29 protein-coding genes and 1 pseudogene are annotated in these 26,464 nt (G+C 70.7%); 20 read left to right on the forward strand and 10 right to left on the reverse strand.

Annotated features, from left to right (window positions below; genetic code table 11):
- Nucleotides 1-77: 77 nt before the first annotated feature.
- On the forward strand, nucleotides 78-536 hold the full coding sequence (locus ACO0E1_RS08095) for a DUF3817 domain-containing protein (protein ID WP_422873711.1): 459 nt from the start codon (nucleotides 78-80) through the stop codon (nucleotides 534-536).
- A 211-nt stretch (nucleotides 537-747) separates the two neighbouring features.
- On the opposite strand, the gene ACO0E1_RS08100 is transcribed toward ACO0E1_RS08095, so the two are convergent.
- Nucleotides 748-2,958 carry an NADP-dependent isocitrate dehydrogenase gene (locus tag ACO0E1_RS08100; RefSeq protein ID WP_422873712.1) on the reverse strand — a complete coding sequence of 737 codons (2,211 nt, stop codon included), beginning with the start codon at nucleotides 2,956-2,958 and terminating at the stop codon, nucleotides 748-750.
- A gap of 203 nt (nucleotides 2,959-3,161) precedes the next feature.
- Here ACO0E1_RS08100 and ACO0E1_RS08105 point away from each other — a divergent pair, with 203 nt between their 5' ends.
- Both ACO0E1_RS08105 and ACO0E1_RS08110 read left to right on the forward strand, forming a co-directional pair.
- The gene (locus ACO0E1_RS08105) at nucleotides 3,162-3,527 is read left to right on the forward strand and encodes a hypothetical protein (RefSeq protein ID WP_422873713.1); all 366 of its coding nucleotides are present in this window, start codon (nucleotides 3,162-3,164) and stop codon (nucleotides 3,525-3,527) included.
- A gap of 27 nt (nucleotides 3,528-3,554) precedes the next feature.
- A complete protein-coding gene (locus tag ACO0E1_RS08110; RefSeq protein ID WP_422873714.1) occupies nucleotides 3,555-5,252 on the forward strand; it encodes a cation:proton antiporter in 1,698 nt (565 codons plus the stop codon).
- Between the two features lie 15 nt (nucleotides 5,253-5,267).
- Here the strand turns inward: ACO0E1_RS08110 and ACO0E1_RS08115 are convergent, their stop codons facing one another.
- Together ACO0E1_RS08115 and ACO0E1_RS08120 are read right to left on the reverse strand one after the other, a co-directional pair.
- On the reverse strand, nucleotides 5,268-5,762 hold the full coding sequence (locus ACO0E1_RS08115) for a hypothetical protein (RefSeq protein WP_422873715.1): 495 nt from the start codon (nucleotides 5,760-5,762) through the stop codon (nucleotides 5,268-5,270).
- A gap of 63 nt (nucleotides 5,763-5,825) precedes the next feature.
- A complete protein-coding gene (locus ACO0E1_RS08120; protein ID WP_422873716.1) occupies nucleotides 5,826-6,443 on the reverse strand; it encodes a TetR/AcrR family transcriptional regulator in 618 nt (205 codons plus the stop codon).
- 63 nt (nucleotides 6,444-6,506) lie between these two features.
- Here ACO0E1_RS08120 and ACO0E1_RS08125 point away from each other — a divergent pair, with 63 nt between their 5' ends.
- The 4 genes from ACO0E1_RS08125 (at nucleotide 6,507) to ACO0E1_RS08140 (ending at nucleotide 10,042) form a co-directional block, all read left to right on the forward strand.
- On the forward strand, nucleotides 6,507-7,025 hold the full coding sequence (locus tag ACO0E1_RS08125; RefSeq protein WP_422873717.1) for a GNAT family N-acetyltransferase: 519 nt from the start codon (nucleotides 6,507-6,509) through the stop codon (nucleotides 7,023-7,025).
- Nucleotides 7,026-7,034: 9 nt separating this feature from the next.
- On the forward strand, nucleotides 7,035-7,673 hold the full coding sequence (locus tag ACO0E1_RS08130) for a TMEM175 family protein (protein ID WP_422873718.1): 639 nt from the start codon (nucleotides 7,035-7,037) through the stop codon (nucleotides 7,671-7,673).
- A 52-nt stretch (nucleotides 7,674-7,725) separates the two neighbouring features.
- Nucleotides 7,726-8,631 carry a M23 family metallopeptidase gene (locus tag ACO0E1_RS08135; RefSeq protein ID WP_422873719.1) on the forward strand — a complete coding sequence of 302 codons (906 nt, stop codon included), beginning with the start codon at nucleotides 7,726-7,728 and terminating at the stop codon, nucleotides 8,629-8,631.
- Nucleotides 8,632-8,728: 97 nt separating this feature from the next.
- Nucleotides 8,729-10,042: a hemolysin family protein gene (locus tag ACO0E1_RS08140; protein ID WP_422873720.1), complete on the forward strand. Its 1,314-nt coding sequence runs from the start codon at nucleotides 8,729-8,731 to the stop codon at nucleotides 10,040-10,042.
- Nucleotides 10,043-10,098: 56 nt separating this feature from the next.
- On the opposite strand, the gene ACO0E1_RS08145 is transcribed toward ACO0E1_RS08140, so the two are convergent.
- Nucleotides 10,099-10,929, reverse strand: a complete 831-nt coding sequence (locus ACO0E1_RS08145) for an oxidoreductase (protein ID WP_422873721.1) — start codon at nucleotides 10,927-10,929, stop codon at nucleotides 10,099-10,101.
- Nucleotides 10,930-11,017: 88 nt separating this feature from the next.
- On the opposite strand from ACO0E1_RS08145, the gene ACO0E1_RS08150 reads away from it, so the two are divergent.
- Complete coding sequence (locus tag ACO0E1_RS08150; RefSeq protein ID WP_413600568.1) at nucleotides 11,018-11,923, forward strand: helix-turn-helix transcriptional regulator; 906 nt, start codon at nucleotides 11,018-11,020, stop codon at nucleotides 11,921-11,923.
- A 36-nt stretch (nucleotides 11,924-11,959) separates the two neighbouring features.
- Here the strand turns inward: ACO0E1_RS08150 and ACO0E1_RS08155 are convergent, their stop codons facing one another.
- Nucleotides 11,960-12,187 (reverse strand): hypothetical protein, encoded by a 228-nt coding sequence (locus ACO0E1_RS08155; protein ID WP_422873722.1) that lies wholly within the window; start codon nucleotides 12,185-12,187, stop codon nucleotides 11,960-11,962.
- Nucleotides 12,188-12,236: 49 nt separating this feature from the next.
- On the opposite strand from ACO0E1_RS08155, the gene ACO0E1_RS08160 reads away from it, so the two are divergent.
- The 5 genes and pseudogenes from ACO0E1_RS08160 (at nucleotide 12,237) to pucL (ending at nucleotide 15,625) form a co-directional block, all read left to right on the forward strand.
- Complete coding sequence (locus ACO0E1_RS08160) at nucleotides 12,237-13,022, forward strand: class I SAM-dependent methyltransferase (RefSeq protein ID WP_422873723.1); 786 nt, start codon at nucleotides 12,237-12,239, stop codon at nucleotides 13,020-13,022.
- 179 nt (nucleotides 13,023-13,201) lie between these two features.
- Nucleotides 13,202-13,684: an FBP domain-containing protein gene (locus tag ACO0E1_RS08165; protein ID WP_402727407.1), complete on the forward strand. Its 483-nt coding sequence runs from the start codon at nucleotides 13,202-13,204 to the stop codon at nucleotides 13,682-13,684.
- 234 nt (nucleotides 13,685-13,918) lie between these two features.
- Nucleotides 13,919-14,380, forward strand: a pseudogene (gene uraD, locus ACO0E1_RS08170) (2-oxo-4-hydroxy-4-carboxy-5-ureidoimidazoline decarboxylase); the annotation flags it as partial.
- Entirely contained in the window at nucleotides 14,378-14,716 is a 339-nt protein-coding gene (gene uraH / locus ACO0E1_RS08175) for a hydroxyisourate hydrolase (protein ID WP_422873789.1), read from the forward strand. The pseudogene uraD and the gene uraH, both read left to right, overlap by 3 nt.
- A 3-nt stretch (nucleotides 14,717-14,719) precedes the next feature.
- On the forward strand, nucleotides 14,720-15,625 hold the full coding sequence (pucL, locus tag ACO0E1_RS08180) for a factor-independent urate hydroxylase (protein ID WP_422873724.1): 906 nt from the start codon (nucleotides 14,720-14,722) through the stop codon (nucleotides 15,623-15,625).
- Nucleotides 15,626-15,697: 72 nt separating this feature from the next.
- Here the strand turns inward: pucL and ACO0E1_RS08185 are convergent, their stop codons facing one another.
- Nucleotides 15,698-17,095: a nucleobase:cation symporter-2 family protein gene (locus ACO0E1_RS08185; protein ID WP_422873725.1), complete on the reverse strand. Its 1,398-nt coding sequence runs from the start codon at nucleotides 17,093-17,095 to the stop codon at nucleotides 15,698-15,700.
- A 167-nt stretch (nucleotides 17,096-17,262) separates the two neighbouring features.
- Complete coding sequence (locus ACO0E1_RS08190; protein WP_422873726.1) at nucleotides 17,263-18,249, reverse strand: aldo/keto reductase; 987 nt, start codon at nucleotides 18,247-18,249, stop codon at nucleotides 17,263-17,265.
- A gap of 128 nt (nucleotides 18,250-18,377) precedes the next feature.
- On the opposite strand from ACO0E1_RS08190, the gene ACO0E1_RS08195 reads away from it, so the two are divergent.
- Both ACO0E1_RS08195 and ACO0E1_RS08200 read left to right on the forward strand, forming a co-directional pair.
- Nucleotides 18,378-18,905: an acyl-CoA thioesterase gene (locus tag ACO0E1_RS08195; RefSeq protein WP_422873727.1), complete on the forward strand. Its 528-nt coding sequence runs from the start codon at nucleotides 18,378-18,380 to the stop codon at nucleotides 18,903-18,905.
- Between the two features lie 146 nt (nucleotides 18,906-19,051).
- Complete coding sequence (locus tag ACO0E1_RS08200; protein ID WP_422873728.1) at nucleotides 19,052-20,602, forward strand: FAD-binding oxidoreductase; 1,551 nt, start codon at nucleotides 19,052-19,054, stop codon at nucleotides 20,600-20,602.
- Nucleotides 20,603-20,722: 120 nt separating this feature from the next.
- Here the strand turns inward: ACO0E1_RS08200 and ACO0E1_RS08205 are convergent, their stop codons facing one another.
- The gene (locus ACO0E1_RS08205) at nucleotides 20,723-21,106 is read right to left on the reverse strand and encodes a hypothetical protein (protein WP_281266189.1); all 384 of its coding nucleotides are present in this window, start codon (nucleotides 21,104-21,106) and stop codon (nucleotides 20,723-20,725) included.
- A 122-nt stretch (nucleotides 21,107-21,228) separates the two neighbouring features.
- Between ACO0E1_RS08205 and ACO0E1_RS08210 the strand changes: the two genes are divergently transcribed.
- Nucleotides 21,229-21,825 carry a YdeI/OmpD-associated family protein gene (locus ACO0E1_RS08210; protein ID WP_422873729.1) on the forward strand — a complete coding sequence of 199 codons (597 nt, stop codon included), beginning with the start codon at nucleotides 21,229-21,231 and terminating at the stop codon, nucleotides 21,823-21,825.
- Nucleotides 21,826-21,858: 33 nt separating this feature from the next.
- Nucleotides 21,859-22,740: an aldo/keto reductase gene (locus ACO0E1_RS08215; RefSeq protein ID WP_422873730.1), complete on the forward strand. Its 882-nt coding sequence runs from the start codon at nucleotides 21,859-21,861 to the stop codon at nucleotides 22,738-22,740.
- 45 nt (nucleotides 22,741-22,785) lie between these two features.
- Here ACO0E1_RS08215 and ACO0E1_RS08220 read toward each other — a convergent pair whose 3' ends face one another.
- On the reverse strand, nucleotides 22,786-23,517 hold the full coding sequence (locus ACO0E1_RS08220; RefSeq protein ID WP_422873731.1) for an SDR family oxidoreductase: 732 nt from the start codon (nucleotides 23,515-23,517) through the stop codon (nucleotides 22,786-22,788).
- A 103-nt stretch (nucleotides 23,518-23,620) separates the two neighbouring features.
- Here ACO0E1_RS08220 and ACO0E1_RS08225 point away from each other — a divergent pair, with 103 nt between their 5' ends.
- The gene (locus ACO0E1_RS08225) at nucleotides 23,621-24,211 is read left to right on the forward strand and encodes a TetR/AcrR family transcriptional regulator (protein ID WP_422873732.1); all 591 of its coding nucleotides are present in this window, start codon (nucleotides 23,621-23,623) and stop codon (nucleotides 24,209-24,211) included.
- Nucleotides 24,212-24,222: 11 nt separating this feature from the next.
- Here the strand turns inward: ACO0E1_RS08225 and ACO0E1_RS08230 are convergent, their stop codons facing one another.
- Nucleotides 24,223-24,432, reverse strand: coding sequence for a hypothetical protein (locus tag ACO0E1_RS08230; RefSeq protein WP_422873733.1), 210 nt, complete (start codon nucleotides 24,430-24,432; stop codon nucleotides 24,223-24,225).
- Between the two features lie 77 nt (nucleotides 24,433-24,509).
- On the opposite strand from ACO0E1_RS08230, the gene ACO0E1_RS08235 reads away from it, so the two are divergent.
- Nucleotides 24,510-25,490 carry an aldo/keto reductase gene (locus tag ACO0E1_RS08235; RefSeq protein WP_422873734.1) on the forward strand — a complete coding sequence of 327 codons (981 nt, stop codon included), beginning with the start codon at nucleotides 24,510-24,512 and terminating at the stop codon, nucleotides 25,488-25,490.
- A gap of 83 nt (nucleotides 25,491-25,573) precedes the next feature.
- Entirely contained in the window at nucleotides 25,574-26,458 is an 885-nt protein-coding gene (locus ACO0E1_RS08240) for an aldo/keto reductase (protein ID WP_422873735.1), read from the forward strand.
- Nucleotides 26,459-26,464 lie beyond the last annotated feature (6 nt).

The raw sequence follows: 26,464 nt of genomic DNA on the forward strand, positions 1-26,464 counted from the left end.
TTCGACTTCCTATTGCGCGTGTGAGGGGAAGGAACGCGCGCGGAGGTCTCCCATCCGTGGTCCGCGACGATGGAGGCATGACGCCTCGATCCCTGTTCCGTGCCCTCGCGGTCGCCGAACTCGTGACCTGGACGATGCTCCTCGTGGGCATGCTGCTGAAGTACGGCTTCGGGCTGGGAGACCTCCCCGTGCGCATCGGCGGTAGCGTGCACGGCTTCGTGTTCCTCGCCTACCTCGTCGTCACGACGGTGGTCGCGGTGAACCAGCGGTGGTCGTTCGGCACGCTGGCGCTCGGCTGGGCGAGCGCGGTGGTGCCGTACACGACGCTGCCGTTCGAGATCGGTGTCGCTCGCCGGGGCATGCTCGATGGCCCCTGGCGCCGCTCCGCTCGAGCGGGAACGCGGCCCGGGTTCTGGGACCGCCTGCTCTTCTTCGTGGTGCGTCGCCCGGCAGTCGCCGTCGTGGTGGGCGTGGTGCTCGTCGTCCTGGTGTTCGTGGTGCTGCTGACGATCGGCCCGCCGGTGCCGTCCCGCTGACGTCGGTCCGGCTGGCACGTCCTGCCCCGTCCCGTCCTGTCACGGTTCCACGACTTGCCGCTCACTTCCGCGGCGGTTCCACGACACACCCCTCCGCGCGCTCGAGATGCCGGAATTACGGCATCTCGGACGGGGCCCACGAGGGGCACGCGAACGGACGGGAGGCACGGTGCCAGCTGGCACCGTGCCTCCCGTCAGTGGACTGCCTGCGTTACAGGGCTGCCAGGACCGCGTTCAACGTCGCGGACGGGCGCATGACCGCGCTCGCCTTGGCGTCGTCCGGGCGGTAGTAGCCGCCGATGTCGGCGGGGGAGCCCTGCACGGCGATCAGCTCCTCGACGATCTGCTGCTCCTGCCCGTCGAGCTGCTGCGCGATCTCGGCGAACGCCGCAGCGAGTTCGGTGTCCTCGGTCTGCGCCGCGAGCTCTTCCGCCCAGTACTTCGCCAGGAAGAAGTGACTGCCGCGGTTGTCGATCGTGCCGAGCTTGCGCCCGGGGGACTTGTCCTGCTCGAGGAACGTCCCGGTGGCGCGGTCGAGGGTCTCACCGAGGATCTTCGCGCGCTGGTTGCCCGTCACGCCGGCGAGGTGCTCGAGGCTGACCGCCAGCGCCAGGAACTCGCCGAGGCTGTCCCAACGCAGGTAGTTCTGCTGCACGAGTTGCTGGACGTGCTTCGGCGCGGAACCACCGGCACCGGTCTCGAACAGGCCGCCGCCGCCGAGGAGCGGCACGACCGAGAGCATCTTCGCCGAGGTGCCGAGCTCCATGATCGGGAACAGGTCGGTGAGGTAGTCGCGGAGGACGTTGCCCGTGACCGAGATCGTGTCCTCGCCGCGGCGGATGCGCTCCAGCGAGAAGCGCATCGCGTCTTCCGGCGAGAGGACCTCGATCTGCAGGCCGTCGGTGTCGTGCTCGCCGAGGTACCGGTGGACGAGCTCGATGAGTGCGGCGTCGTGCGAGCGGGTCTCGTCGAGCCAGAACACGGCCGGCGTCGCGCTGGCGCGGGACCTGGTGACGGCGAGCTTCACCCAGTCGCGGATGGCGACGTCCTTCGTCTGGCACGCACGCCAGATGTCACCCTGCGCGACCTGGTGCTCGATCACGACGTCACCGGCGGCGTTCGTCACGCGGACGGTGCCGTCGGCGGGGACCTCGAAGGTCTTGTCGTGGGAGCCGTACTCCTCGGCCTTCTGCGCCATCAGGCCGACGTTCGGCACCGAACCCATGGTGGCGGGGTCGAAGGCGCCGTTGGCCCGGCAGTCCTCGATCACGGTCTGGTAGATGCCGGCGTAGCTGGAGTCCGGGATCACGGCGAGCGTGTCGTGCTCGTCGCCGTCCGGGCCCCACATGTGGCCCGAGGTGCGGATCATCGCGGGCATCGAGGCGTCGACGATGACGTCGCTCGGGACGTGCAGGTTCGTGATGCCCTTGTCCGAGTCGACCATGGCGAGCTCGGGGCCCGCGGCGATGCCGTCCGTGAACGCCTGCTTGATCTCCGCACCGTTCGGCAGTGCGTCGAGCCCGGTGAGGATCGAGTTCAGTCCGTCGTTCGGGGTGAGACCGGCCGCGGCGAGGTCGGCGCCGTAGCGGTCGAACACGTCGGGGAAGAAGGCACGGATGACGTGCCCGAAGATGATCGGGTCGGAGACCTTCATCATCGTGGCCTTGAGGTGCACCGAGAACAGGATGCCTTCGTCCTGGGCGCGCTTGATCTGCGCGCGCAGGAACTGCTCGAGCGGACCGACGTGCAGGACGGTGCCGTCGATGACCTCTCCCGCGAGGACGGGGATCGACTGCTTGAGGACCTGCTCCTGCCCGTCGGCACCGACGAACGTGATCGTGAGCGTGTCGTCGGCGGGGGCGACCCACGTCTTCTCGTTCGAGCGGAAGTCGTCGACGCCCATGGTCACGACGTTCGTCTTCGACTCGGGGCTCCACGCACCCATGCGGTGCGGGTGCTTCCTGGCGTAGTTCTTGACCGACAGCGGTGCACGGCGGTCGGAGTTGCCCTCGCGCAGGACCGGGTTGACGGCGCTGCCCTTCACCTTGTCGTATCGTGCACGGGCGTCGCGCTCGGCGTCCGTCGACGGCTCGTCCGGGTAGTCGGGCAGGTCGTAGCCCTGGGACTGGAGCTCCTTGATCGCCGTCTTGAGCTGCGGGATCGACGCCGAGATGTTCGGCAGCTTGATGATGTTGGCTTCCGGCGTCTTCGCCAGGTCGCCGAGCTCCGCGAGCGCGTCGTCGAGGCGCTGCTCGTCGGTGAGCCGCTCCGGGAACAGGGCGATGATGCGGCCGGAGAGCGAGATGTCCCGCGTCTCGACGTCCACACCGGCGGTGCCGGCGAACGCCTGGATGACGGGGAGGAAGGAGTGGGTGGCGAGGAACGGTGCCTCGTCCGTGAGCGTGTAGATGATCTTGGCCATGCTGGCGGGTACTCCCTTGTTCGCGCGTCGGTGGTTCCACGCTACTCGTCGTGAGCGATATCTCGACATCAAGATACATGGGCTGTGGAGAGACTGCCGTGGGCATCCAGCTGTGGACCTTAATCGTGCAGACGACACCCAGGCGCGTCACTGTGTTCACATAGGGGATGGCCGTGCACTGGAAGGGTCGAGAGGAGCACACCATGTCCACTGCACGTCGCACCCCCGAGGACTTCGGGTGGACCGCCGAGGACCTGCGCTCCGCGTTCGCCTCGGACGGCAGCGGCCCGTTCCGCTACGCACCGGACGGATCCGGCCCGTTCTCCTACGACGCCGACGGCAGCGGCCCGTGGCTCGTCGGCCCCGTCCCCGCTCGCGGTCTCGCGGTGTTCGCGCCGCGGAACCGTGGATCCGCGTCCCGCCTCCGCCGCATCGGCACGGCGTGCGCAGCGGGAGCGCTCGCACTCACGCTCATCGCCGGGAGCGTCGCGGTCGTGGACGTCGTGGCTCCTCCACACCATGCGGTGAACGCCGCCTCCGTCCACGAGCCGGGTCACGACGGCGACTGATCCGCCGAACGGTGCCACGCTGGGGGAGTGACAGAACTCCTCGTCGTGGGCGTGATCGCCCTGCTGGTCATCGCGGCCGCAGCCGTGCTCGGCCCGCGCATCGGCATCGCCGCGCCGCTCGTCCTCGTCGCGGTGGGCATCGTCGCGAGCCTGGTGCCGTGGATCCCGAACGCCGAGATCGACCCGGAGTGGATCCTCGCCGGGGTCCTGCCGCCACTGCTGTACTCGTCGGCGGTGTCCATGCCGACGATGAACTTCCGACGTGAGTTCGGCGCGATCAGCGGCCTGTCGGTCGTCCTCGTCGTCGCGAGCTCGCTCATGCTAGGACTCTTCTTCGCGTGGGTGATCCCGGGGCTGGGGCTCGCGTGGGGCATCGCCCTCGGCGCGATCGTCAGCCCGACGGACGCCGTGGCGACCTCGATCGTCAAACAGACCTCGGTGTCCCGTCGTGTCATCGCGATCCTCGACGGCGAATCACTGCTCAACGACGCCACGGCGCTCGTGCTGCTCCGGACCGCGATCGTCGCCGGTGCCGCCTCGTTCTCGTTCTGGGGTGCCGTCGGGGACTTCGCGTTCGCGGTCGCCGTGGCCGTCGCGATCGGGCTCGTCGTCGGCTGGCTGAACCTGCGGGTCCGATCGCGCATCACGAACCCGACCGTCAACACCGCCCTGTCGTTCGCCGTGCCGTTCGTCGCGTCGATCCCGGCCGAGCACGTCGGTGCGTCCGGACTGGTCGCCGCCGTGGTCGCCGGGTTGGTCACCGGCATCCGGGCGCCACGGGTGCTCCCACCGAACCACCGGCTCTCGGACGCGCAGAACTGGGGCACCGTCGAGTTCGTGCTCGAAGGGGCGGTGTTCCTGGTGATGGGCCTCGAGCTCGCGTCGATCGTCTCCGACGTGCAGTCCGACCACGCCGGCATCGGTCCGGCGCTGCTCATCGCGGTCGGGGCACTCGTGCTCACCGTCCTCGTCCGCACGGCGTACGTCGTCCCGCTGCTGTTCGGGCTGTCCAAGAGCGCCAGACGCGGCGCCCGGATGCAGGAACGCTTGCAGGGGTTCCAGAACGCGGACACGCAGTCCACGACGCAGGCGCTGACCGACCACCGGTTCGGCAACCGCGCACCGTCCGAACGCGACCTCGAGCGCTTCGGCACCCGGGTCCGCCGGATGCTCGCGGACATCCAGTACTTCACGAAGGCACCGATGGGGTGGCGCGAGGGCACGGCGGTCGTGTGGGCCGGCATGCGCGGTGCGGTCACCGTCGCCGCGGCGCAGACCCTGCCGCAGGACACCCCGCAGCGGTCCCTGCTGGTGTTCGTCGCGTTCGCCGTGGCCGGGCTCTCGCTGCTGGTCCAGGGCGGCACGATCGGCCCGCTGCTGCGGAAGATCAGTCCGCCGACGACGGATGCCTCGAGCGGGGATGCCGAGGAACGCGGCCGTCTGACGACGGTGATGCGGACTGCGGCGGAATCGGTGCGGGCCGACGACACGAAGGAACTCACACCGCGGACGCGCGAAGAACTCGAGGCGACGGACCCCGCCGAGCTCCGCGCGTGGTTCGGACGCGAGAAGGTCCGACGGCTGCAGGTGCTCGATGCGCAGCGGTCCGCATTGCTCGACGCCCGCGACGACGGCGTGTTCGATGCCGAGGTGCTCGAGTCGGTGCTGCGGAACCTCGACGCGGAGCAGATCGCTCTCGAACTCCGGGGCGGGCCGACCGGCTGACCGCGTGTGGGCCGCTCACTGCCCGATCGTGATGCGGAACACCCGGACGCCGGCCGTCTGCAACGCGGCGAGCCCCAGGCGCATGCGGAGGTTCCGGAACGGAGCCTTGAAGGCGTTCGGCGCCGATGCCGAACCGATCTGGTGGAGCACCTCGGCGGTCAGGGTCCGTTCGAGCTTCGGCGCCAGACGCGTGAGCCCGGACACCGTGACGACGATGCGGACCGCGTTGGGCGCGAGCAGCGGGTCGATGCGCTCGGCCGCCTCCTGCGCACGGTGGAAGGCCGGGTCGTCGCCAGGACGACGGATCGCGATGACGGCCAGTTCGGCATCTCCCGTGCCGTCCGGCTCCGGCAGGTCGTCGACCCCGATCACCCGCATCCGCCGGGCGTCCACCCCGGCACGGACCGCGGCGACCCTGAGCACCGGGAGGAGCTCCTGGGTACCAGCCAGCACGACGTCCGTCGTCCGGAGATCGACTGGTTCGTGCCGCTCTCGCGACGATCGGGCCATGAGGGGTCCTTCCGCTCGCTCTCCTCGGACCCTACTGACGTGCCGACGGACACGCCGCTCGGATCAGTCGTCTCCCAGGCCGGCCCCGACGCTGCTCGGCTCGTCGGACATCGCCGCCCGCAGGACGACCTCGACCGCTGACACCTGTGCCGCGACGGGCCACGACGCCGGATCGGCCGCGGCGAGCGCCGAGATCCCCTCGACCGCACCGGCGAGTGCTCCCACCCTCGCTGCCGTGTCCGACGCCGACGGCGCTGCCCGGTGGAGGAGCCCGGTGAGCCGTTCCCGGAATGCGGCATTGTGCGCCGCGTGCCGTTCGGCGAGCGTCTGGTCGGCGAGCGCTGCGGCGAGGAAACCGATCCAGACGCGTGAGTTCGCGAGCCGCTGCTCGTCGACGGGCAGGGCGTCGAGCACGATCGCGCGCAGAGCCTCGGCCGGCCCGGAGGCGGAGCGTTCGCTGGCGTCCATCCGGGTTCGTGTCCGCTCGTGGAGCAGGTCCCTGGCGTGCAGGAGCAACGCGCGTTTGTCCCGGAAGGTGTGCAGCACGAGGCCAGTCGTGCACCCGGCGCGCTCGGCGACCGCGCGGAGGGTCAGACCGGGCGCTCCGCGGTCGGCGAGGACCTGCCAGACCGCTTCGGACAGGTCCCTGCGCTGCGCATCGACGTCCCGGGTTCGCGGCATGCGATAACCGTAACATCTGTTACCGTAACAATCGATACGGAAACGACACCGCCAGGAGACGCCATGTGGACCATCGATCTCGTTCCCTTCGACGACGAGGACGCAGCCGCCCTGCGCGCCGCGCAGCGCGTCGAACTCGACGCGCGGTACGGATCGGACGACCACGAGCCAGGGACCGTCCCGAGTGCGGTCGACGTCCCGGTGTTCCTCGTCGCGAGATCAGAGGACACCCCGACGGACACCCCGACGGGCAGAACGACCGGCACCGCGACGGGCACCCCGATCGCCTGCGGCGGCCTGCGCCCCCTCGGACCAGAGCTCTTCGACGGCACCGCGGTCGAGGTCAAGCGGATGTACGTCGCCCCGGCGGCCCGGGGGTCCGGTGTCGCCGCCGCCGTGCTCCGGGAACTCGAACGGCACGCGGCAGGACTCGGCGCCGAACGGGTCGTCCTCGAGACCGGGACGATGCAGCCCGACGCGATGCGGTTCTACGAGCGCGAGGGGTACACCCCGATCCCGCGCTACGGCCACTACGCCGACTCCGAACTCTCGGTCTGCTACGAGCGAGTCCTGGAGCCCTAGGCTGGCGCCATGGCGCGGATGCTGCGGACGGAACGGGGCCTCGACCGGCTCGTCAACTTCTCCGACGCGACCGTCGCCATCGCGATCACGCTGCTGCTCCTGCCGCTGGTCGACGTCGCGGGCGAGATCGACGAGAAGTCACTCGGCGACCTGCTGTCGGACAACGTCGGCACGGTCATCGCCTTCGTCGTGAGCTTCGTCGTCATCTCGCGCCTGTGGCTGTCGCACCACCGACTGTTCGAGGCGACACAGTCGTACTCGACCCTGGTGCTGCGGGTGAACTTCGTCTGGCTCGCGAGCATCGCCTTCCTGCCGTTCTCGTCGAACCTCATCGCCCACGAGGCCGAGGACGCCGGGGTGAACGCGTTCTACATCGGCACCATCGCCCTGTCGAGCCTGAGCATGTCCGTGATGCAGTGGGCCGTCTGGCGCGACCCCGAGCTCATCCGGCCCGGCGGTCGGCAGATGCTGCACCCGATCGACGGCACCGTGACGTTCATCGCGCTGATCGTCGCGCTCGTGGGCGCCACGATCCTGCCGGCTCCCGGTCCGTTCTGGCTCTTCATCCTGGTGCCGGCCGGGTGGGTCTCGACGTGGCTGGAGCGGCGGTACAGCGCCCACCAGAAGACGACACAGCACGACACGTGACGCCGAAGGGGGCTGTACAACCGGACAGGTTCGTGCAGAATGGTCTGCGGCCATGACGACTCTCCGCGACGCAGACCAGCACCCCGGCACCCCGGTGGTGCACACATCTCGTCGCGCTGCCCTCGAGGCCGAGCGCGCCGCCGCCAAGGCAAAGCCTGCCAGGCCCGCGAAGCCCGCAAAGACTGCGCAGACCGCGAAGCCGACCTCCCGCTTCACCCGCGTCCCCCGCCGCAGCGTCGCCGCGACGAAGCCAGCGCTCACCGCCGGGAAGCCGCCGCTCACCACGAAGCAGCGCACCAGCCGCCTCACCGTGACGAGCGCCCTCGCGGCCTTCGTGATGTTCGCCGCGTCCGCGATGCCCGCACATGCGAGCCCGACGACGTCGACCGCGACCACCACGCTCGCACCCACGGTCCGCACCCAGGACTTCGCCGTCACCCAGGCCGTCGCCACCGCGACCACGAACCGCGACGGCTTCACCGTCGGCGGCAGCGGTGGTGCGACCGCCGGCGCCGAGGTCACCTTCGGCGGCGACGTCCGTTCCCCGTTCCCGAAGCCGGTCCGGATGAGCTCGGGCTTCGGGTACCGATCTGCCCCGTGCGGCGCGTGCTCGTCGCTCCACCAGGGCCTCGACTTCAACCCCGGCATGGGCGCACCGATCGGCGCGGTCGCAGCGGGGACCGTCCGGGTCTCGGGCACGTACTTCTCGTACGGCAACGCGGTCATCATCGACCACGTGGTCGACGGCCGCGAGGTCTCCACGCTCTACGGCCACATGATCCCGGGGTCGTCACCGCTCAAGGTGGGGGACGAGGTCACCGCCGGACAGTTCGTCGGCTTGGTCGGCTCGTCCGGCGTCTCGACCGGTGCGCACCTGCACCTCGAGGTCCTGATGGACGGCACGCTGCCGGTGGACCCCCGCGCCTGGATCGAGTCCCACACAGGGCGCTCGCTCTAGGGATCCGTCCACATTCGCAGCCCGCTGTGGCGGGAATCCCAGCAGACCTGTGCAAGATCACAGGCATGGATGACTCCCACAGTCCCGGGCCCCGCTGATGGGCGCCGACACCTGGATCGCCTTCGGGCTGGTCGTGCTCTTCGTCCTCGTCGGCGGGGTGTTCGCCGCCGCAGAGATCGCGCTCGTCTCACTCCGTGAGTCGCAGCTCCAGCAGCTGGAGCACCGCGGCAGCCGGGGCGCCCGGGTCGCAGCACTCGGCCGTGACCCGAACCGCTTCCTCTCCGCGGTGCAGATCGGCGTGACCGTCGCGGGGTTCTTCTCCGCCGCGTACGGCGCGTCCTCGATCGCCCCCGACGTCGCTCCGCTGTTCCAGGGCCTCGGTCTCGCGCAGGGCACCGCCGAGACGGTCGCCCTCGTCGCGATGACCCTCGTGATCGCCTACCTGTCGCTCGTCTTCGGCGAACTCGTCCCGAAACGTCTGGCACTGCAGCGCGCGGAGGGCTTCTCGATGCTCGTCGCGCCGACGCTCGACCGCTTCGCGACGCTGATGCGCCCGGCGATCTGGGTCCTGTCGAAGAGCACCGACGCCGTGGTGCGGCTGCTCGGCGGTGACCCGAACGCCCGGAGTGAGTCGATGAGCACCGAGGAGCTCCGCGGCCTGGTCTCCGAGCACGACGCCATCGACGAGCAGGGCCGCCGCATCGCCCGCAGTGCGCTCGACGCCCAGGGCCGGATCCTCCGGGAGTCGATGCGCCCGTGGTACGACGTCGCGACGCTCGACGCCGGGCAGAGCATCGCCGAGGCCACCGACCTCGCGCTCGACCTCGGCCACACCCGGTACCTCGTCACCGCGGGCTCGCGTGACGACGTGGCCGGGTTCGTGCACCTCCGCGACCTCCTCCGACCAGCGGACGCGAGCGCCCCGGTGCACACGATCGCGCGCCCGCTCGTCGCGTTCCCCGAGACCAAGTCCCTGTCGAGCACGATCGCCGAACTCCGCACCGGCGGCCAGCAGATCGCGCTGGTCGTCGACGAGTACGGCGGCAGCGCCGGCATGGTCACGCTCGAAGCGCTGCTCGAGGACCTCGTCGGTCGCATCCGCGACGAGTACGACGAACCGGTCTCGGTCAGCGACGGTGTGGAGGGATCGACGGTGCTGGAGGACCTCGTCGCCGACGGTGGCCCGGTCCTGCCCGACGGCGACTACGAGACGGTCGGCGGCCTGGTCCAGGTCCACCTGGACCGCGTCCCGCAGGTGGGCGACATCGTCGAGGTGGGGGAGCACCGCCTCGCGGTGACCGCCATGGACGGTCACCGCGTCGCCCGGGTGACGATCGAGCAGCAGCAGACCGGAGCGCAGCAGCCGGCCGGAGCGCAGCAGCCGACCAGCAGACAGGACGCGACCAGCTGACGGACAGGAGGCTCGGTGCCAGCCGACACCGAGCCTCCAGTCCGACGGTCCACAAGTCAGAAGTCGGTGCCCCGGCTCACCGACTCCCACGCGTCCACCTCGGCGCGCAGCGCATCGAGCGCCGCGCGGAAACCGTCGGACGCGTCGTTGCCGAGCAGCAGCATGTACGGGGTCTCGTCCGCCTCGACCGCGGTGATCAGCGCCTGCGCTGCCTTCGCCGGATCGCCCGGCTGCGTCCCGTGCACCGTGTCGTGCTCGATGCGGCGCTTGCCGGCGGTGTCCGCGTAGGCCTCGATCGGCGTGGCGGACTGGGTCAGGGACCGCCCGGCGAAGTCCGTCCGGAACGCTCCCGGCTCCACGACCATCACGTCGATGCCGAGCGGCTGGACCTCTTTCCGGAGCGACGCGGACAGGGCCTCGGTCGCTGCCTTGACCGCCGAGTAGAAGCCGGAGCCCGCGGGGGAGATCCGCGCGCCGATCGACGAGATGTTCACGATCGTGCCGGTCCCGCGCGCCCGCATGCCGGGCAGTACGGCCTGGACGAGTCGGGTCGACCCGAAGACGTGTGTGTCGAACAGGCGCTGGACGGCCTCCGTCTCGCCCTCCTCGACGGCGGCACGGTACCCGTACCCGGCGTTGTTCACGAGCACGTCGACCCGGCCGAATCGCTGCTCGGCAGCGGCGACCGCGGCGGTCACGGCGGCCGGGTCGGTGACGTCGAGCGACAGGGCGAGGGCGCGGTCGGGTGCGGTGTCGGCGATGTCCTGCACGCGTGCGGCGTCGCGTGCGGTGACGACGACGGACCCGCCGGCGGCGAGGACCGCCTCGGCGAAGGCCCGCCCGAGGCCGGTGGAGCAGCCGGTGATGAACCATGTGGTGTCGGTCATGTCGCCCATGCTGGCGCGCAGCGGGGGTCCGAGACGGGTTCCGCTGGTACCTGCCTCGCTCCCGGGTGCAGCACGTACCCTTCTCGCCATGGGTATCGACGTGCGCAGCGAGATCCGCGACTTCCTGTCCTCACGACGGGCGCGGATCACTCCGGACCAGGCGGGCATGCCCTCGTTCGGTGGTGGTGTGCGTCGCGTGCCCGGGCTGCGGCGGCACGAGGTCGCGATGCTGGCCGGGGTCAGCGTGGACTACTACACGCGGCTCGAACGGGGCTCGCTCAAGGGCGTCTCGGACAGCGTGCTCGACGGACTCGCGCGGGCGTTGCAGCTCGACGAGGACGAGCGGACGCACCTGTGGGACCTCGCCCGGCTCGCCAACTCCGGCGTGAAGACCATGCACAAGACGATGCCGACCCGGATCCGCCCGGGCGTGCAGCGACTCCTCGACGCGATCACCGGTGCGCCGGCGTGGGTGCGGAACGAGCGCGGGGACGTCCTGGCGGCGAACGAGCTCGGCCGGGCCCTGTACGCGCCGATGTTCGCGGGCCCCGGTCGCCCGGTGAACTCCGCGCGCTTCACCTTCCTCGACCCGGCAGCCCGGACGTTCTTCATGGACTGGGCGCGGACGGCACGTGACTCGGTCGCGATCCTCCGTGCGGCAGCGGTGGCGAACCCGTGCGAGCCGGGCCTCGTGACGCTCGTCGGGGAGCTCTCCACCCGCAGCGAGGAGTTCCGGACGTGGTGGGCCGAGCACGACGTCCGCATGCACCGGACCGGGAAGAAGCGGATCGACCACCCCGTCGTCGGTGCCCTCGAGCTCGACTACGAGGCACTCGAACTCGTCGCCGACCCCGGCCTGACGATGTTCACGTACAGCGCGGAGCCCGGTTCGCCGTCCGAGCGTTCGCTGGCGCTCCTCGGCACCTGGGCCGCGACGGAGCGGGCGGAGCAGTACGCCGCCCTGCGGGAGTCCGAGTCCGAATCGATCGACTGACGCGGGCGCTCGTCGCTGCCCGCTGCCCGCTACCCGCTACGCGGAAGGACCAGGCGACGCCGGTGCGTCGTCGTCGTCGTCATCGTCGTCGAACAGCGCCGGGTACTTCAGGCGCTCGATGCGCAGCACACGCTCCTGCGCCGACAGTCGCAGCACCCGGATCGCAGCGAACACGAGCACGATGAGCGCCACGGTGAGCACGGCGAGTGCGAGCAAGAAGAGCACGTACGGAATGAACACGATGCTGTAGCCCCCGTCGATCATGCGTCGACCCTATCGACACCCGCGTCGCGCCCCGCCGTAGGCTGAGCACGTGACCAGGACTGCGGACGGCTCGGCGGGGGACGCCGACTACGGCACGATCGGCGCCGGGTACGGCAGGTACCGCCGACCGGAACCCACGTTCGCCAGGGCCATCGCGAAGGCCCTCGGCGATGCCCGCACCGTCCTCAACGTCGGCGCGGGAGCCGGTTCGTACGAGCCCAAGGACCGCGACGTCACGCCCGTGGAGCCGTCGGAGTCCATGCGGGCGCAGCGCCCTGCCGAGCTCGCGACGGCGATCGACGCCACGGCCGAGGACCTGCCGTTCGCGGACGACACCTTCGACGCCGCGATGACGACGTTCTCCGTGCACCAGTGGACCGACCTGGAGCGCGGTCTCGCCGAGGTGCGCCGGGTGACGAGGGGCCCGGTCGTGGTGCTCACGTGCGACCCGACCCGCGTCGAGGACTACTGGCTCGCCGAGTACGCCCCCGACGTGATGGCGACGGAGGCCCGTCGGTACCCCGCGCTCGACCGCATCGCCAGCGCCCTCGGCGGCGACGTCGAGACCACCCGCATCCCGATCCCCTTCACGTGCGTCGACGGGTTCTCCGAGGCCTACTACGGCCGACCGGAGCGGCTCCTCGACCCGGGTGCCCGCAAGGCGAACTCGGCGTGGTCCTTCGTCGACGAGATGAGCGCGGCCCGCAGCGTCGCCGCACTCCGGACCGCGCTCGAGACCGGCGCGTGGGACGCCCGCCACGGCGCCCTGCGCGTCCAGCCCTCGTACGACGGCTCGCTCGTGCTCTTGACAGCGGCTCCTAGACTGGTCGGATGAGCATCCGTTCCGAGGAGGTCGTCGGCGCCCACAGCGCCGGCATCAGGGCCTGACGCCCCCGGTCGTGTCCGTCGGACACGGCCCCCGTCGTCGTGCACACGGCGTCGACCCTCCTCCAGAACACCCGCTCGGCGCGGCGCATCCACGCGCCCCGAGCGGCTCGACCGAAACGGTTCACCATGCTCCCCATCAGCGAGAAGACCATCCGCGCGTCCTTCGTCAACGCCTCCCGCAAGGAGACGAGCGACATCACCCTGCCCACCGACTTCGAGGACATCGTCTGGGACGACCTCGACTACCTCGGCTGGCGCGACCCGAAGATCGGTCGGCGTGCGTACGTCGTCGTGCCGACCCTCGACGGCGAGCTCGTCGGCATCCTGTTCCGGCAGGCCGACGCCTCGCCGAACTCCCGGGCGCAGTGCACGTGGTGCCAGGACGTGAAACTCCCGAACGACGTCGTGTTCTACAGCGCGAAGCGGTCGGGCAAGGCCGGTCGGAACGGCAACACCGTCGGCACCCTGGTCTGCGAGGACTTCCAGTGCTCCCGCAACGTCCGGAAGCTGCCGCCGCCCGCCTACGAGGGCTACGACGTCGAGGCGGCTCGGCTCCAGCGGATCGAGGACCTCCAGCTCCGCGCGGCGGGCTTCGCCGCCGAGGTCTGAGGGGCGCCACTCCCCGCGTAGGAGGTCGAATCGCGCGTTGGAGGTCGGATCTTCCGACCTCCAACGCGCGATTCCGCTTTCCCAACCACGTGTTGTGGGTGAGAACGTGCATGCCGGGAGGCACGGTGCCAGGCCGCCACGAGCCTCCCGGCCGCGTTTCAGGGCGGTGGCCGGCCGACCAAGGGGACACCGGACGGAAATCCCCGTGAAACACGCGTTCCATAGCGTTGCCGCATGGACCTCGGCGATTTCAACGACGCGACCGCCCTCGACGCAGCCTCGACCGTCCGCGGGTGGGCCGACGTCCCGGCATGGGTGGATGCCCTCGTCGCAGCCCGGCCGTTCGGCTCCGTCGCCGCACTGATCGAGCGTGCGCGCGCCGACGCTGCGGACTGGGGCGGGCCCGAGCTCGACGCGGCACTCGCGCACCACCCGCGCATCGGGGAGCGGGCGACGGACGCGTCCTCGGCGCGGGAGCAGTCCTCGATGCGCACCGCCGACGAGGACGTCACCGCGCAGATCGCCTCGGGCAACGCGGCCTACGAGGAACGGTTCGGCCGCGTGTTCCTCGTGCGTGCGGCCGGGCGGACCCCCTCGGAGCTGCTCGCGGAGCTGACCCGACGCCTGTCAAACGAGCCGTCTCGGGAGACGGACGAAGCCGCCCGGGCGCTGGCCGACATCGCCGTGCACCGCATCCGCGCGACGTTCGGCGTCGCGCACCTGACCACGCACGTCCTCAACGCGACGACCGGCACCCCTGCAGTCGGCGTCGGGCTGACGCTCCGCGGACCGTCCGGGGACGTCGTCGCGACCGGGACGACGGACGCCGACGGTCGCGCTGCCCTCGGGCCGGACGTGCTCGCTCGCGGCGACCATGAACTCCGCTTCGCGACCGGCGCCTGGTTCGCCGACGCCGGCGTCCCGACGTTCCACCCGTCCGTGACCGTGGCGTTCACCGTCGCGGGCACCGACCACATGCACGTGCCACTGCTGCTGAGCCCCTTCGCCTACAGCACCTACCGAGGGAGTTGACCCATGACCGTCCACCTGGGACCGAACAAGTACGGTAAGGCCGAGAACCGTCTGGTGCGGGTGACCCGCCACGGGGACCGGCACGAGCTCGCGGACCTGACGGTGACGTCGCAGCTCACCGGCGCCTTCGACGAGTCCTTCACGACCGGCGACAACGCGTCGATCGTCGCGACGGACACCCAGAAGAACACCGTCTTCGCCTTCGCCAAGGAGTACGGCGTGGGCGCGCCGGAGGAGTTCCTCGCACTGCTCGCCTCGCACTTCACCACCGAGTTCGACTGGGTCACGGGCGGGCTCTGGCAGGCGGAAGTGCACCCGTGGGAGCGCATCACCGTCGACGGGCAGCCGCACGACCACTCGTTCCGGCGGACCGGTTCGGGCACCAGGCTCGCGACCGTGCAGGTGTCGGACGGGCAGCGCCACGTCACCGGCGGGGTGAAGGACCTCGTCGTCCTGAAGTCGACCGGCTCCGAGTTCCACGGGTTCCCGCGGACGCGGTTCACGACGCTGCCGGAGGTCACCGACCGGATCATGGCGACCGAGGTCACCGCCCGGTGGCGCTACCTGCCGGAAGCGGTGTCGGCCGGGATCGACTACGACGAGGTGTACGCCTCCGTCGTCGCGGTCATGCTCGAGCAGTTCGCGACCGTGCACTCCCTCGCCCTGCAGCAGACCCTGTTCGAGATGGGCCGCGCGGCGATCGAGCTCCGTCCGGAACTCGCCGAGGTGCGCTTCGCGATGCCGAACAAGCACCACTTCGTCGTGGACCTGTCGCCGTTCGACATGACGAACGAGAACGAGGTCTTCATCGCTGCCGATCGTCCCTACGGCCTCATCGAGGGGACGGTCGTCCGCGACGGTGTCGAGGACGCCCCCGCGGCGTGGGAGCACCTCCCCGCGTTCATCTGACCGGCGGTTCGCCGAGACGCCGCCGAAGCCCCGGGCATCTCGGGGATCCGGCGGCGTCTCGCGGAGCGCGGCCTACTCCCGCACGGGCTCCCGCCCGGGGAGCGCGATCGGCGCCGTCGAGCGGACCCCGTCGTAGGAGCCCACCGCCGGGTCCTCGCCGTACCGATCGGCCACGGAACGCGACCCGAGCAGCAGGTTGAGCAGGATCGCCGCGACGGCCCCGGCCGAGATCCCCGAGTCGAAGACCAGCGTGAACCACGTCGGGAACGCGCCGTAGATCGACGGCGCGATCGTGGGCAGCAGCCCGATGCCGAGGGGCAGCGCCACCACCAACACGTTCCGGTTGTCGAACCGCACCTTCGAGAGCGTCCTGATGCCGCTCGCCGCGACCATCCCGAACAGCGCCACTCCGGCACCACCGAGGACCGCGTGCGGGATCGCCTCGACCACCGCGGCCACCTTCGGCACCAGCCCGAGCACGACGAGGATCCCGCCGGCAGCGGTGGCGACGTAGCGCGAGCGGACCCCGGTCAGCGCCACGAGGCCGACGTTCTGCGCGAAGGCCGTGTACGGGAACGTGTTGAACACCCCGCCGACGACCGTGCCGAGCCCGTCCGCACGGAGTCCGTCGGCCAGGGTGCGCTTCGACACGGGACGCCCGGTGACCTCTCCGACGGCGATCATGTCCCCGGTCGTCTCGGTCATGATCACGAGTCCGACGACGAGCATCGACACGATGGAGGCCAGGTCGAACGTCGGCAGCCCGAAGTGGAACGGCGTGACGAACGCGAACCACGACGCGGATCCGATGCTCGAACCGTCCACCATGCCGGGCACGAACAGCGCGGCGACGGTCCCGACCAACAGCCCGAACAGCACCGAGACCCGTGCGAGTCCCCGAGGCGCGAACCGCTCCACGAGGACGATCGCCAGCAGCACCCCGGCGGCGAACGCGACGTCGAGCGGCTTCGCTGCGCCGTCCTTCCCGCCGTCGGTGACCCATCCGGCAGCGACGCTCATCAGCGACAGCCCGATGACGAGGATGACGGTCCCGGTCACGATCGGCGGGAACAACCGCACCAACTGGGCGAACCAGGGTGCGACCACCACCATGAACACGCCGCACGCGATCGTCGCCCCGTAGACGGCGGTGATCCCGTGCTGCGATCCGATCGCGATCATCGGTCCGACCGCGGCGAACGTCACGCCCTGCACGAGCGGCAGCCGGACGCCGAACCGCCAGAAGCCGACGGACTGCACGATCGTGGCGAGCCCGGCGACGAACAGGTCGGCGCTGATCAGGAACGCGAGATCGGCGCTCGAGAACCCGAGCGCTCCTCCGACGATGAGCGGGACGGCGATCGCCCCCGCGTACATCGCGAGGACGTGCTGCAGCCCGAGCGGCAGCAGTCGTGCGAGCGGCGGAACGGTGTCGACGCCGTCCTCGCCCCTGGTCTTCGTGGTCGTCATGACTGCCCCTCGCGGTCGGTGGATTCCCTGTCCTCTGGACGCTATGCAGCCCCTGTTTCGCCGAGGTGACGGCGGTGGGTCGCGTGGATCACGCGCCCACGGCCCGAAACGGACGGGAGGCCCGGTGCCAGCCTGCACCGAGCCTCCCGTCCTGGAGACGGCCGGGTCTACCGCCCGATGCCCGACATGTCGGGGTAGCGGTCGCCCGTCGGGGCGGGCAGCGCCGACAGGCGCGCCACCTGGTCGGCGGTGAGGGTGAGGTCGGCTGCGCCGACGTTCTCCTCGAGCCGCGAGACCCGCTTCGTGCCGGGGATGGGGACGATGTCGTCGCCCTGGGCCAGCAGCCACGCGAGGGCGACCTGCGCGGGAGTCGCGCCGGCCTCGGTCGCGACGGCCTGGACCTCGTCGACGATGCGCATGTTCGACGCGAACGCTTCCTCTTGGAAGCGAGGGTTCGCCAACCGGAAATCGTCGGCGTCGAGATCGGACGGCTTCGTGATCGCGCCCGTCAGGAACCCGCGGCCGAGCGGGGAGTACGGCACCAGGCCGATGCCGAGCTCGCGGAGGGTGTCGAGCACGCCGTCCTCGGGGTCGCGCGTCCACAGGGAGTACTCGCTCTGCAGCGCCGTGATCGGGTGGACGGCGTGCGCCTTCCGGATCGTCTCGGCACCGGCCTCCGACAGGCCGATGTGGCGGATCTTGCCCTCCTGCACGAAGCCGGCGAGCTGGCCGACGACGTCCTCGATCGGCACCTTCGGGTCGACGCGGTGCTGGTACCAGAGGTCGATGTGGTCGGTGCCGAGGCGCTGGAGCGACCCCTCGAGGGCGATGCGCACCGAGTCGGGGTCCGAGCTGATCGCGCGTTCGGTGCTCGGCGTGATCTCGCCGGGCGTGTGTGTGATGATGCCGAACTTCGTGGCGAGGACGACGTCGTCGCGGCGGTCCGCGATCGCGCGGGCGACGAGCTCCTCGTTGATGTACGGGCCGTACATCTCGGCGGTGTCGATGAGCGTGACGCCCAGGTCGAGCGCGCGGTGGATGGTGCGGATCGACTCGTCGTCGTCCGTGCCGGCGCCCGAGTAGAAGGCGCTCATCCCCATGGTGCCGAGGCCGATCGCGCCGACCTCGAGTTCTCCGAGTTTCCGTGTCTGCATGCTCCCGGTCTACTCCGCGGTGCTCGGTTGGAGGGAGGCACCGGTCGTACCCGTCACGGGCGGGCCTGGTTCGTCCGGTTCCTCCAACGTCCGGGTCCGGTCGGCGGTCGTCTGCTCTGATCGGATGCGTGAACCTGTACTTCCGCCTGCTGCTCCTGCGCCTGAAGACCCGGACCGGACCACGACTGTCGCTCTGGGACGAGGCGCGGACGCCGTTCCGGGTGACCCTCACCGACCTCGACCCGCTGCGGCACGTGAACAACGGCAAGTACCTGTCGTTGCTCGACCTCGGGCGGCTCGACCTGATGCTCCGGTCGGGCTTCTGGGGCTCGTTGACCGACCGCGGGTGGTACCCGGTCGTCGCGGCGCAGACGATCACGTACAAGCGGTCGCTGACGCTCGGGCAGCGGTTCGAGCTGGTGACGCGGGTGCTCGGCGTGGACGAGCGGTCGGTGTACCTCGAGCAGACGTTCGTCCGGCGGGGAAAGGTCATCGCGCGTGCGGTCGTGCAGGGGCGGTTCCTCCGGAAGACGGGCGGGACGGTGTCCCCGTCGGAGCTCCTCGACGCCGTGGGTGGGGCGCCGTCCGACCTCGCGCTGCCCGAGTGGGTGCACGAATGGGCCGGTGCCGTCCGGATCAGCAGCGCCGCGGCGTGACGCTCGGCCGCGCCGCCGCGTGGCCGCGCCGCCGCGTGATCGAGGGAACAGAAAACGTCGGGTGGGCCCGGGGGATCCGACGTTTTCTGTTCCCTCGATGGAGGGGGGAGGGGGAGCGTGGGAGAGGGAGCGCGTAGACAGGGTGGGTGACCGAGGGACGCAGCACGACCACACGCAGCACGACCACACGCAGGGGGCTCATCGCCGGGGGAGTCGGGCTCGGGCTCGCAGGGGTCCTGGCCGCCTGCACCGGGCCCTCGCCGTCACCGTCGCCGACCCGCACGCGGACACCGAGTCCCACCCCGACACCGTCGTCACCCACGGGCCCGGACTCGTGGGACGCGCTGGCCGCCGCGGTCTCCGGCACGCTGCTGCGCTCCGGCTCGAACGGGTGGGACGGCGCGCGCGTGCTCGAGAACCCCCGGTACGACGACGCCGACCCGCAGGGCATCCTCCGCGTGGCGAACAGCGACGACGTGGTCGCCGGGCTCGCGTTCGCCAGGAACACGCACACCCCGGTGGCGCTCCGGGCCGGCGGCCACTCGTACACGGGGTGGTCGGCCGGCGGTGCGTCCGGGACCGACGTCCCGCGGTCGCTGGTGATCAGCACGCAGACCCTGGACGGGATCGACGTCTCCGGCGACTCCGTGACGATCGGCCCCGGCGCGCAGCTCGGCGACGTGTACGCGGCGCTGGCGAAGGCCGGCCGGGCGATCGGCGCGGGATCCTGCCCGACCGTGGGCATCGGCGGGCTGACACTCGGCGGTGGTGTCGGCGTCCTCGTGCGGTCCTTCGGGCTGACGTGCGACCAGCTCACCGGAGTCACGGTCGTCACCGCCGACGGAGCCGTGCACGAGGTCTCGGCCACACGCGAACCGGACCTGTTCTGGGCCTGCCGCGGTGGGGGCGGTGGAACCGTCGGCGTCGTGACGTCGATGACGTTCCGGACGCAGGACGCGCCTCCCGTCCTGCTCTTCAGCATCGTGTTCCCCTGGTCGGCCGCTCGGGACGTCGTGCGCGCCTGGCAGGACTGGGCGCCGAAGGCGGACCCGAAGCTCTGGTCGACGCTGAAGCTGCTCGCCGGATCCCGGCACAGCGCGCCGACCGTGACGATCACCGGCACCTGGACCGGCGAGAAGTCAGGTGCAGACACCAGCGTCGACGGTTTCATCCAGGCCACCGGCGTGACGCCGACGTCGCACACGGCGACCGAGCTGACCTACGGACACGCGATGGCACAACTCGGCGGGAAGGCGCAGCGGGTGTCACAGGCCGCGACCTCGTCGATCGGGACCGTGGCGTTGACGGATGCCCAGATCGACGTGCTCGTGCAGCAGGCGGCGGGTGCTGCGAAGGTGTCCGGCGTGCTCGAGGGCGGAGTCGCGCTCGATGCCCTCGGCGGGGTCGTGGCCGATGTCGGGCGGACGGACAGTGCGTTCCCGTGGCGGTCCGCGCTCTGCACGGTGCAGTACACCGCGGTGTTCCAGAACGGTGCCGACCCGGCGCCCTTCGACCAGTACGTGCGGGGGTTCCGGGACGCGATGGCGCCGGCGTGGGGCGACGGGGCGTACGCGAACTACTGCGACGCGGCGATCACGGACCCGGCGGCGTACTTCGACGTGAACACCTCGCGGCTGCACCGGATCGCCGAGCAGGCGGACCCCGACGGCCTGTTCGCCCAGCCGAACTGGGTGTGACGCGGGGGCGGGCGGCGGACACAGAACCACGAAACGGACACGACACCGTGGAATCTCGCGGTGTTGTGTCCGTTTCGTGGTTCGCTGACCCGCGCGGGGCCCGCGCAGCGCCCGCCCGCGTCAGCGCCGGAAGTAGGCGTTCGAGGCAGGGAGGAACATCAGGATCGTGGCGATGATCACGGCGATGAGGCCGATCGTGCCGACGATGCTGAACGCGCTCACGACGCCGAGGACCTGCAGGATCGCCAGGACCAGCAGCACGATGCGGGCCCAGTTCCGGCCGTCGCGCATGCGGAACACGATGAAGAGCTCGACCAGGGCGATGACGATCGCGATGACCGCACCGATCACGAGGGCGGTGCCACCGGCGGCCCCCTGCACCTGCGAACCGGAGGAAGCGAAGCCCACGATGCCGCCGATGATCCCGATCAGGACCGTCACCAGCCAGAGGACGAACGAGATGGTGACCGTTGTCGGCCGACCCGAGGCGGAAGAGCTGCTCATGATGTGTTCCCTTTCGTGGCCGACCTCGGCCGTGGCGACCGGGCGGTCGCTCGCCGCAGACGCTAGTCGCGCGCATCAGTCACGTCCGGACCATCCGATCGACGCGTCCTACGATGTGCCGCATGGAGATCGAGCCGTTCGTCGTCGTGGACGCCGCAGCCTGGCGCGCATGGCTCGACGCGAACGAGGGCTCCTCCGACGGGATCTGGCTCGTCCTCGCGAAGAAGGGCACGACGGAGCCGACATCCGTGACCTACGCCCAGGCGCTCGACGAGGCGCTCTGCTCCGGGTGGATCGACGGTCAGAAGCGCAGCCTCGACGCCGCGACGTTCCTGCAGCGGTTCACGCCGCGCCGGAAGGCCTCGCTGTGGTCCGAGCGCAACATCGGACTCGTCGCGACGCTCATCGCCGAAGGGCGGATGCGAGCGCGGGGTCAGGCAGAGATCGACCGCGCGAAGGAGGACGGGCGCTGGGACCGCGCCTACGCCGGAGCCGCCTCGATCACGGTGCCCGACGACCTGCAGGCAGCGCTCGACGCCGCTCCGGCCGCAGCCGCACTGTTCGCCGACCTCGACGCCACGAACCGGTACGCGGTGCTGCACCGGATCACGACCGCCCCGAGCGCGACCGCGCGGACGAACCGGCTGACGAAGCTCGTCGGGATGCTGGAGCGTGGCGAGACCCCGTACCCGCGCCCGGCAGGGGGACAGGTCCGCTGAGGACGGAGCGGCCGGACGGGGTAGACCGGACACATGACGACAGGTCCTGACACCACCACCCGTCCCGCCGACGCCTCCGGTACGTTCCGCATCGGCGGCGATCTCGAGGTGAACCGCCTCGGGTACGGCACCATGCAGCTCACCGGCCCCGGGGTCTGGGGACCCCCGAAGGACCACGACGAAGCCGTCCGCGTCCTGCAGCGCGCCGTCGAGCTCGGCGTGAACTTCTTCGACACCGCCGACAGCTACGGCCCCTACGTCGCCGAAGAGCTGCTCCACGAAGCGCTCCACCCCTACGGCGACGACATCGTGATCGCGACGAAGGCCGGCCTCACCCGCACGGGCCCGAACGAGTGGCCGCCCGTCGGTCGACCGGAGTACCTGCGACAGGAGGCCGAGATGAGCCTGCGCCGCCTGGGGCTCGAGCGCATCGACCTGTTCCAGCTGCACCGCATCGACCCGAAGGTCCCGCTCGAGGACCAGGTCGGTGAGCTCAAGAAGCTCCAGGACGAGGGCAAGATCCGGCACATCGGCCTGTCCGAGGTCCAGGTGGACGACGTGAAGGCCGCGCAGGAGATCGCGACGATCGTCTCCGTGCAGAACCTCTACAACCTGCAGAAGCGCGACGCCGAGGAGCTCCTGGACTGGTCCACCGAGCAGGGCATCGGCTTCATCCCCTGGTTCCCGCTCGCCACCGGCGGCCTGACCGGGGACGACTCCCCGCTGACCGACCTCGCGAAGCGCAAGGACGCCACGCCGGCGCAGATCGCCCTCGCCTGGCTGCTCAAGCGATCGCCGGTCGTGCTGCCGATCCCCGGCACCTCGAGCGTCGCGCACCTCGAGGACAACCTCGCGGGCGCGACGATCGAGCTGACCGACGACGAGTTCGAGGAGCTCTCGGCACTCGGCAGCTGACGCGCGAACGGGCCGCGCTGACCGCGCGCACCCCACGCACCGCGCTCAGCCCGCGATCGCCGCCATCGCCTGCGCGGTCGCCTCGCCGAGGTCCTCGGCGGGGCGACTCAGCAGCCCCTTGACCATCCGGGTGTCGTCGTCGGCGAGGACCTCGAACGCGCCCACGACCGCACCGTCGTACGCCTGCGCGACGACGCTCGCCGGGCTCACCTTCGGCACGTCGAACCGTGCCCCCATCGCGGTGTCGATCATGCCGACGAGGACCCCGGTCACGGTCGTGCCCTGCGCCGCCAACTCGGTCCGCAGCCCGTTCGTCGCGGACCATGCGGCCGCCTTCGACGCGGCGTACACGGTCGGGATCGGCGTCCACGCGGCGAGGGAGAGCACGTTCAGCACGGCACCGCCACCGTTCCGGGCGAGCACGGGGGCGAACGCGCCGGAGACCTTGATCGTCCCGAACACGTTCGTCTCGAAGACGGACCGGAGCACGTCGTCGTCCGCACTCGCGATCGAGCCGTCGGTGCTGGGGGCGATGGCGGCGTTGTTCACGAGCAGGTCGACGTCGGGAGCGGCCGCCGCTGCCGCCGCGATGGATCCTGCGTCGGTCAGGTCGAGGGTCAGCGGCACGATCCGGTCGTCGTCCCACTGCCGCGGTGAGCGAGCCGTCGCGTACACCTTGGCGGCGCCGCGTTCGAGGGCCTGGCGCACGAACTCCTCGCCGAGCCCCCCGTTCGCTCCGGTCACGAGCACGATCCGGTCGTCGAGTCGCTCAGTCATGGTCACTCCTGTAGGTTGAGAATGAAACGGGGATTGTCCCCGGATCAGTATGTGGGGAGTTCCCCCACTTCTGTCAACCGAAAGCGAGCAGAACGGAGACGCCGTGGACCAGACGACCACGAAGCCCATGCGCGCCGACGCACGACGCAACCGTGACGCGATCATCACCGCCGCTCGACAGGTGTTCGAGCAGGGCGGCACCCTCGCGCCGATCGACGGCATCGCGACCGCGGCCGGCGTCGGGAACGCGACCCTGTACCGAAACTTCCCGACTCGGGAAGACCTCCTCGCGGCCGTGATGGCGGAGAGCTTCCACGCCGCGCTCCGCGACTCCCGCGACCTCGAGCAGCTGCCCGCCGACGACGCCCTCGCCGAGTGGATGTTCCGCGTGACCTGGCAGCTCCGGATCTGGCAGAACCTGCCGACCTGCATCGCGGGTGCGATCGGTGACGACGACTCGCCCGTCAGCAGCCTCTGCGCCGGTCTGACCGAGCGGACGGGGGAGTTCCTCGAGCGGGCCCGGTCGGCCGGATCGGCGACCGACACGGCGAGCGCCGAGGACGTCTTCGAGCTGCTGACGACGCTCTCGTGGGGCGTGGACCGGTTCGGCGACGACCAGGACCGAGCCAGGGCTCGGGTCCGGCTCGGCACCGCCGGACTGTTCAGCGACGGCGCGCGACCGGCGCAGCACTGAAGGCTGCGCCCTCAGCGGCGCCGGAACAGGTCGGCGATCGCCCACGGCCCCGGAGCCAGGCGCACCGCCATCTCGTCGCGCACCCGGGCTTCGCGTTCCCGGTCCCGGGTGAGCTCCGTGATCTCGGCGTTCGCCGTCCACCACATCGCGACGCGCTCGCGCAACGAGGGCCGTCCGGCCGCGGGGATCGTCGTCTCGATCGTGCTGGTGTCGTCGTGCATGCCTCCACGGTAGGAGCGGAACGCGCGGTGAAGGAGGTTCCACCAGTACACGGCCCAGCGGGACTAGCGTCGTGACCATGCAGCGACGCACCCTGGCCAGCACCGGCCGTGAGACCTCCGTGATCGGCCTCGGCACCTGGCAGTTCGGCGGCGACTGGGGTCCGGTGGAGGACGCCGACGCCTTCGCGGTGATGGACGCCTCGTTCGAGTCCGGCGTCACGCTCTTCGACACCGCCGACGTCTACGGCGACGGTCGCAGCGAGGAGCTCATCGGGCGATGGCTCCGCGCCAACGCCGACTCCGGCGTCACGGTCACGACGAAGATGGGCCGTCGTGCGGACCAGGTGCCGTCGAACTACAGTGCGGCGAACTTCCGCGAGTGGGTCGACCGCTCGCGGGCGAACCTGCAGCAGGACACGCTCGACCTGGTTCAGCTGCACTGCCCGCCGACCCCCGTGTTCGACGACGACGCCGTCTACGACGCCCTCGATGCGCTCGTCGCCGATCAGTCGATCGCCGCGTACGGCGTCAGCGTCGAGACCGCCGACCAGGCACTCACCGCGATCGGGCGGCCCGGTGTCGCGAGCGTCCAGATCATCCTCAACGCGTTCCGATTGAAGCCGTTGGACGCGGTCCTGCCGGCCGCACGGGAGGCAGGGGTCGCCGTGCTCGCGCGCGTCCCGTTGGCATCGGGGTTGCTCTCCGGCAAGTACACCACCGACACCGAGTTCGCCCCGGAGGACCACCGTACCTACAACCGCCACGGCGAGGCGTTCGACCAGGGCGAGACCTTCAGCGGCGTGCCGTTCGAGGACGGGGTCCGGGCGGCGCAGGAGTTCGCCGCCGCACTGCCCGACGGCGTCTCCGTCCCGCAGGCGGCGCTGGCCTGGATCGTCGCGCAGGACGGCGTCACGGCCGCGATCCCCGGCGCGCGCAACGCGGAGCAGGCCCGCTCCAACGCTGCTGCCGGCTCGCTCGACCCCGTGCCTGGTCTCGACGCGACCGTGCACGAGCTGTACGACCGGTGGTTCCGCGCGACGGTGCACGAGCGCTGGTGACCACGGCGGTCGACCCGGGCACCGTCGGAGCAGGTACCGACAGGACCCGTCGCACCGCCGAGCACCGGCCTACCGTTCCCCGCATGGACAACATCACCCTCAACAACGGCGTCCAGCTCCCCCCGATCGGCTTCGGCGTCTTCCAGAGCTCCCCCGAGGACACGGTCGACGCGGTGCGGACTGCGCTCGAGGTCGGCTACCGCCACATCGACACCGCCGCCGCGTACGGCAACGAACGACAGGTCGGCGAGGGCATCCGTGCCTCGGGCGTCGACCGCAACGACATCGTGGTCGAGACGAAGATCTGGGTCTCCGATTACGGGTACGACGAGACCCTGCACGCGTTCGACAAGGCGACGCGCAAGCTCGGCTTCGACACGGTCGACGTGCTGATCCTGCACCAGCCCGCACCGGACCGCTTCGACAAGACCGTCGCCGCGTACCAGGCGCTCGAGCAGCTGTACGCCGACGGCCGGGTCCGCGCGATCGGGGTGAGCAACTTCATGCCGCACCACCTCCGCTCGCTCCTCGACCAGACCGACGTGGTCCCCGCGCTCAACCAGATCGAGCTGCACCCGTACTTCACGCAGCCGGACGTGCAGCGGGCCGACGCCGAGCACGGGACCCTCGACCAGGCGTGGTCCCCGATCGGCGGGATCACGTTCTACCCCGGCTTCGGTGACGAGCGGGTCAGCGTGCTCGACGACCCGACGATCCGTGCGATCGGCGAGGCGCACGGCAAGACCGCCGCACAGGTCATGCTCCGCTGGCACCTGCAGCAGGGACGGAACGCGATCCCGAAGTCGACGAACCCCGGACGGATCGCCGAGAACTTCGACGTCTTCGACTTCGCGCTGTCCGACGAGGAGCTCAGGTCCCTCGACGCCCTCGACACGGGGAAGCGCAACGGTCCGGACCCCGACGGTACGGAAACGTCGCGCTTCGAGCGTGTCATCCCTGAGGACTGACGATCA

Source organism: Curtobacterium guangdongense (assembly GCF_049341845.1).
GTDB classification, from domain to species: Bacteria; Actinomycetota; Actinomycetes; order Actinomycetales; family Microbacteriaceae; genus Curtobacterium; species Curtobacterium guangdongense.

Bases quoted from the DNA above. Each gene is read 5' to 3' on its own strand.
- ACO0E1_RS08190 (WP_422873726.1), bottom strand. From the start codon at position 18,249: ATGCAGACACGGAAACTCGGAGAACTCGAGGTCGGCGCGATCGGCCTC.
- ACO0E1_RS08185 (WP_422873725.1), bottom strand. From the start codon at position 17,095: ATGACGACCACGAAGACCAGGGGCGAGGACGGCGTCGACACCGTTCCG.
- ACO0E1_RS08235 (WP_422873734.1), top strand. From the start codon at position 24,510: ATGCAGCGACGCACCCTGGCCAGCACCGGCCGTGAGACCTCCGTGATC.
- ACO0E1_RS08100 (WP_422873712.1), bottom strand. From the start codon at position 2,958: ATGGCCAAGATCATCTACACGCTCACGGACGAGGCACCGTTCCTCGCC.
- ACO0E1_RS08220 (WP_422873731.1), bottom strand. From the start codon at position 23,517: ATGACTGAGCGACTCGACGACCGGATCGTGCTCGTGACCGGAGCGAAC.
- pucL (WP_422873724.1), top strand. From the start codon at position 14,720: ATGACCGTCCACCTGGGACCGAACAAGTACGGTAAGGCCGAGAACCGT.
- ACO0E1_RS08150 (WP_413600568.1), top strand. From the start codon at position 11,018: ATGGGTATCGACGTGCGCAGCGAGATCCGCGACTTCCTGTCCTCACGA.
- ACO0E1_RS08205 (WP_281266189.1), bottom strand. From the start codon at position 21,106: ATGAGCAGCTCTTCCGCCTCGGGTCGGCCGACAACGGTCACCATCTCG.
- ACO0E1_RS08210 (WP_422873729.1), top strand. From the start codon at position 21,229: ATGGAGATCGAGCCGTTCGTCGTCGTGGACGCCGCAGCCTGGCGCGCA.
- ACO0E1_RS08165 (WP_402727407.1), top strand. From the start codon at position 13,202: ATGCTCCCCATCAGCGAGAAGACCATCCGCGCGTCCTTCGTCAACGCC.
- ACO0E1_RS08155 (WP_422873722.1), bottom strand. From the start codon at position 12,187: ATGATCGACGGGGGCTACAGCATCGTGTTCATTCCGTACGTGCTCTTC.
- ACO0E1_RS08135 (WP_422873719.1), top strand. From the start codon at position 7,726: ATGACGACTCTCCGCGACGCAGACCAGCACCCCGGCACCCCGGTGGTG.
- ACO0E1_RS08115 (WP_422873715.1), bottom strand. From the start codon at position 5,762: ATGGCCCGATCGTCGCGAGAGCGGCACGAACCAGTCGATCTCCGGACG.
- ACO0E1_RS08130 (WP_422873718.1), top strand. From the start codon at position 7,035: ATGGCGCGGATGCTGCGGACGGAACGGGGCCTCGACCGGCTCGTCAAC.
- ACO0E1_RS08140 (WP_422873720.1), top strand. From the start codon at position 8,729: ATGGGCGCCGACACCTGGATCGCCTTCGGGCTGGTCGTGCTCTTCGTC.
- ACO0E1_RS08215 (WP_422873730.1), top strand. From the start codon at position 21,859: ATGACGACAGGTCCTGACACCACCACCCGTCCCGCCGACGCCTCCGGT.
- ACO0E1_RS08120 (WP_422873716.1), bottom strand. From the start codon at position 6,443: ATGCCGCGAACCCGGGACGTCGATGCGCAGCGCAGGGACCTGTCCGAA.
- ACO0E1_RS08125 (WP_422873717.1), top strand. From the start codon at position 6,507: ATGTGGACCATCGATCTCGTTCCCTTCGACGACGAGGACGCAGCCGCC.
- ACO0E1_RS08240 (WP_422873735.1), top strand. From the start codon at position 25,574: ATGGACAACATCACCCTCAACAACGGCGTCCAGCTCCCCCCGATCGGC.
- ACO0E1_RS08230 (WP_422873733.1), bottom strand. From the start codon at position 24,432: ATGCACGACGACACCAGCACGATCGAGACGACGATCCCCGCGGCCGGA.
- ACO0E1_RS08095 (WP_422873711.1), top strand. From the start codon at position 78: ATGACGCCTCGATCCCTGTTCCGTGCCCTCGCGGTCGCCGAACTCGTG.
- ACO0E1_RS08105 (WP_422873713.1), top strand. From the start codon at position 3,162: ATGTCCACTGCACGTCGCACCCCCGAGGACTTCGGGTGGACCGCCGAG.
- ACO0E1_RS08145 (WP_422873721.1), bottom strand. From the start codon at position 10,929: ATGACCGACACCACATGGTTCATCACCGGCTGCTCCACCGGCCTCGGG.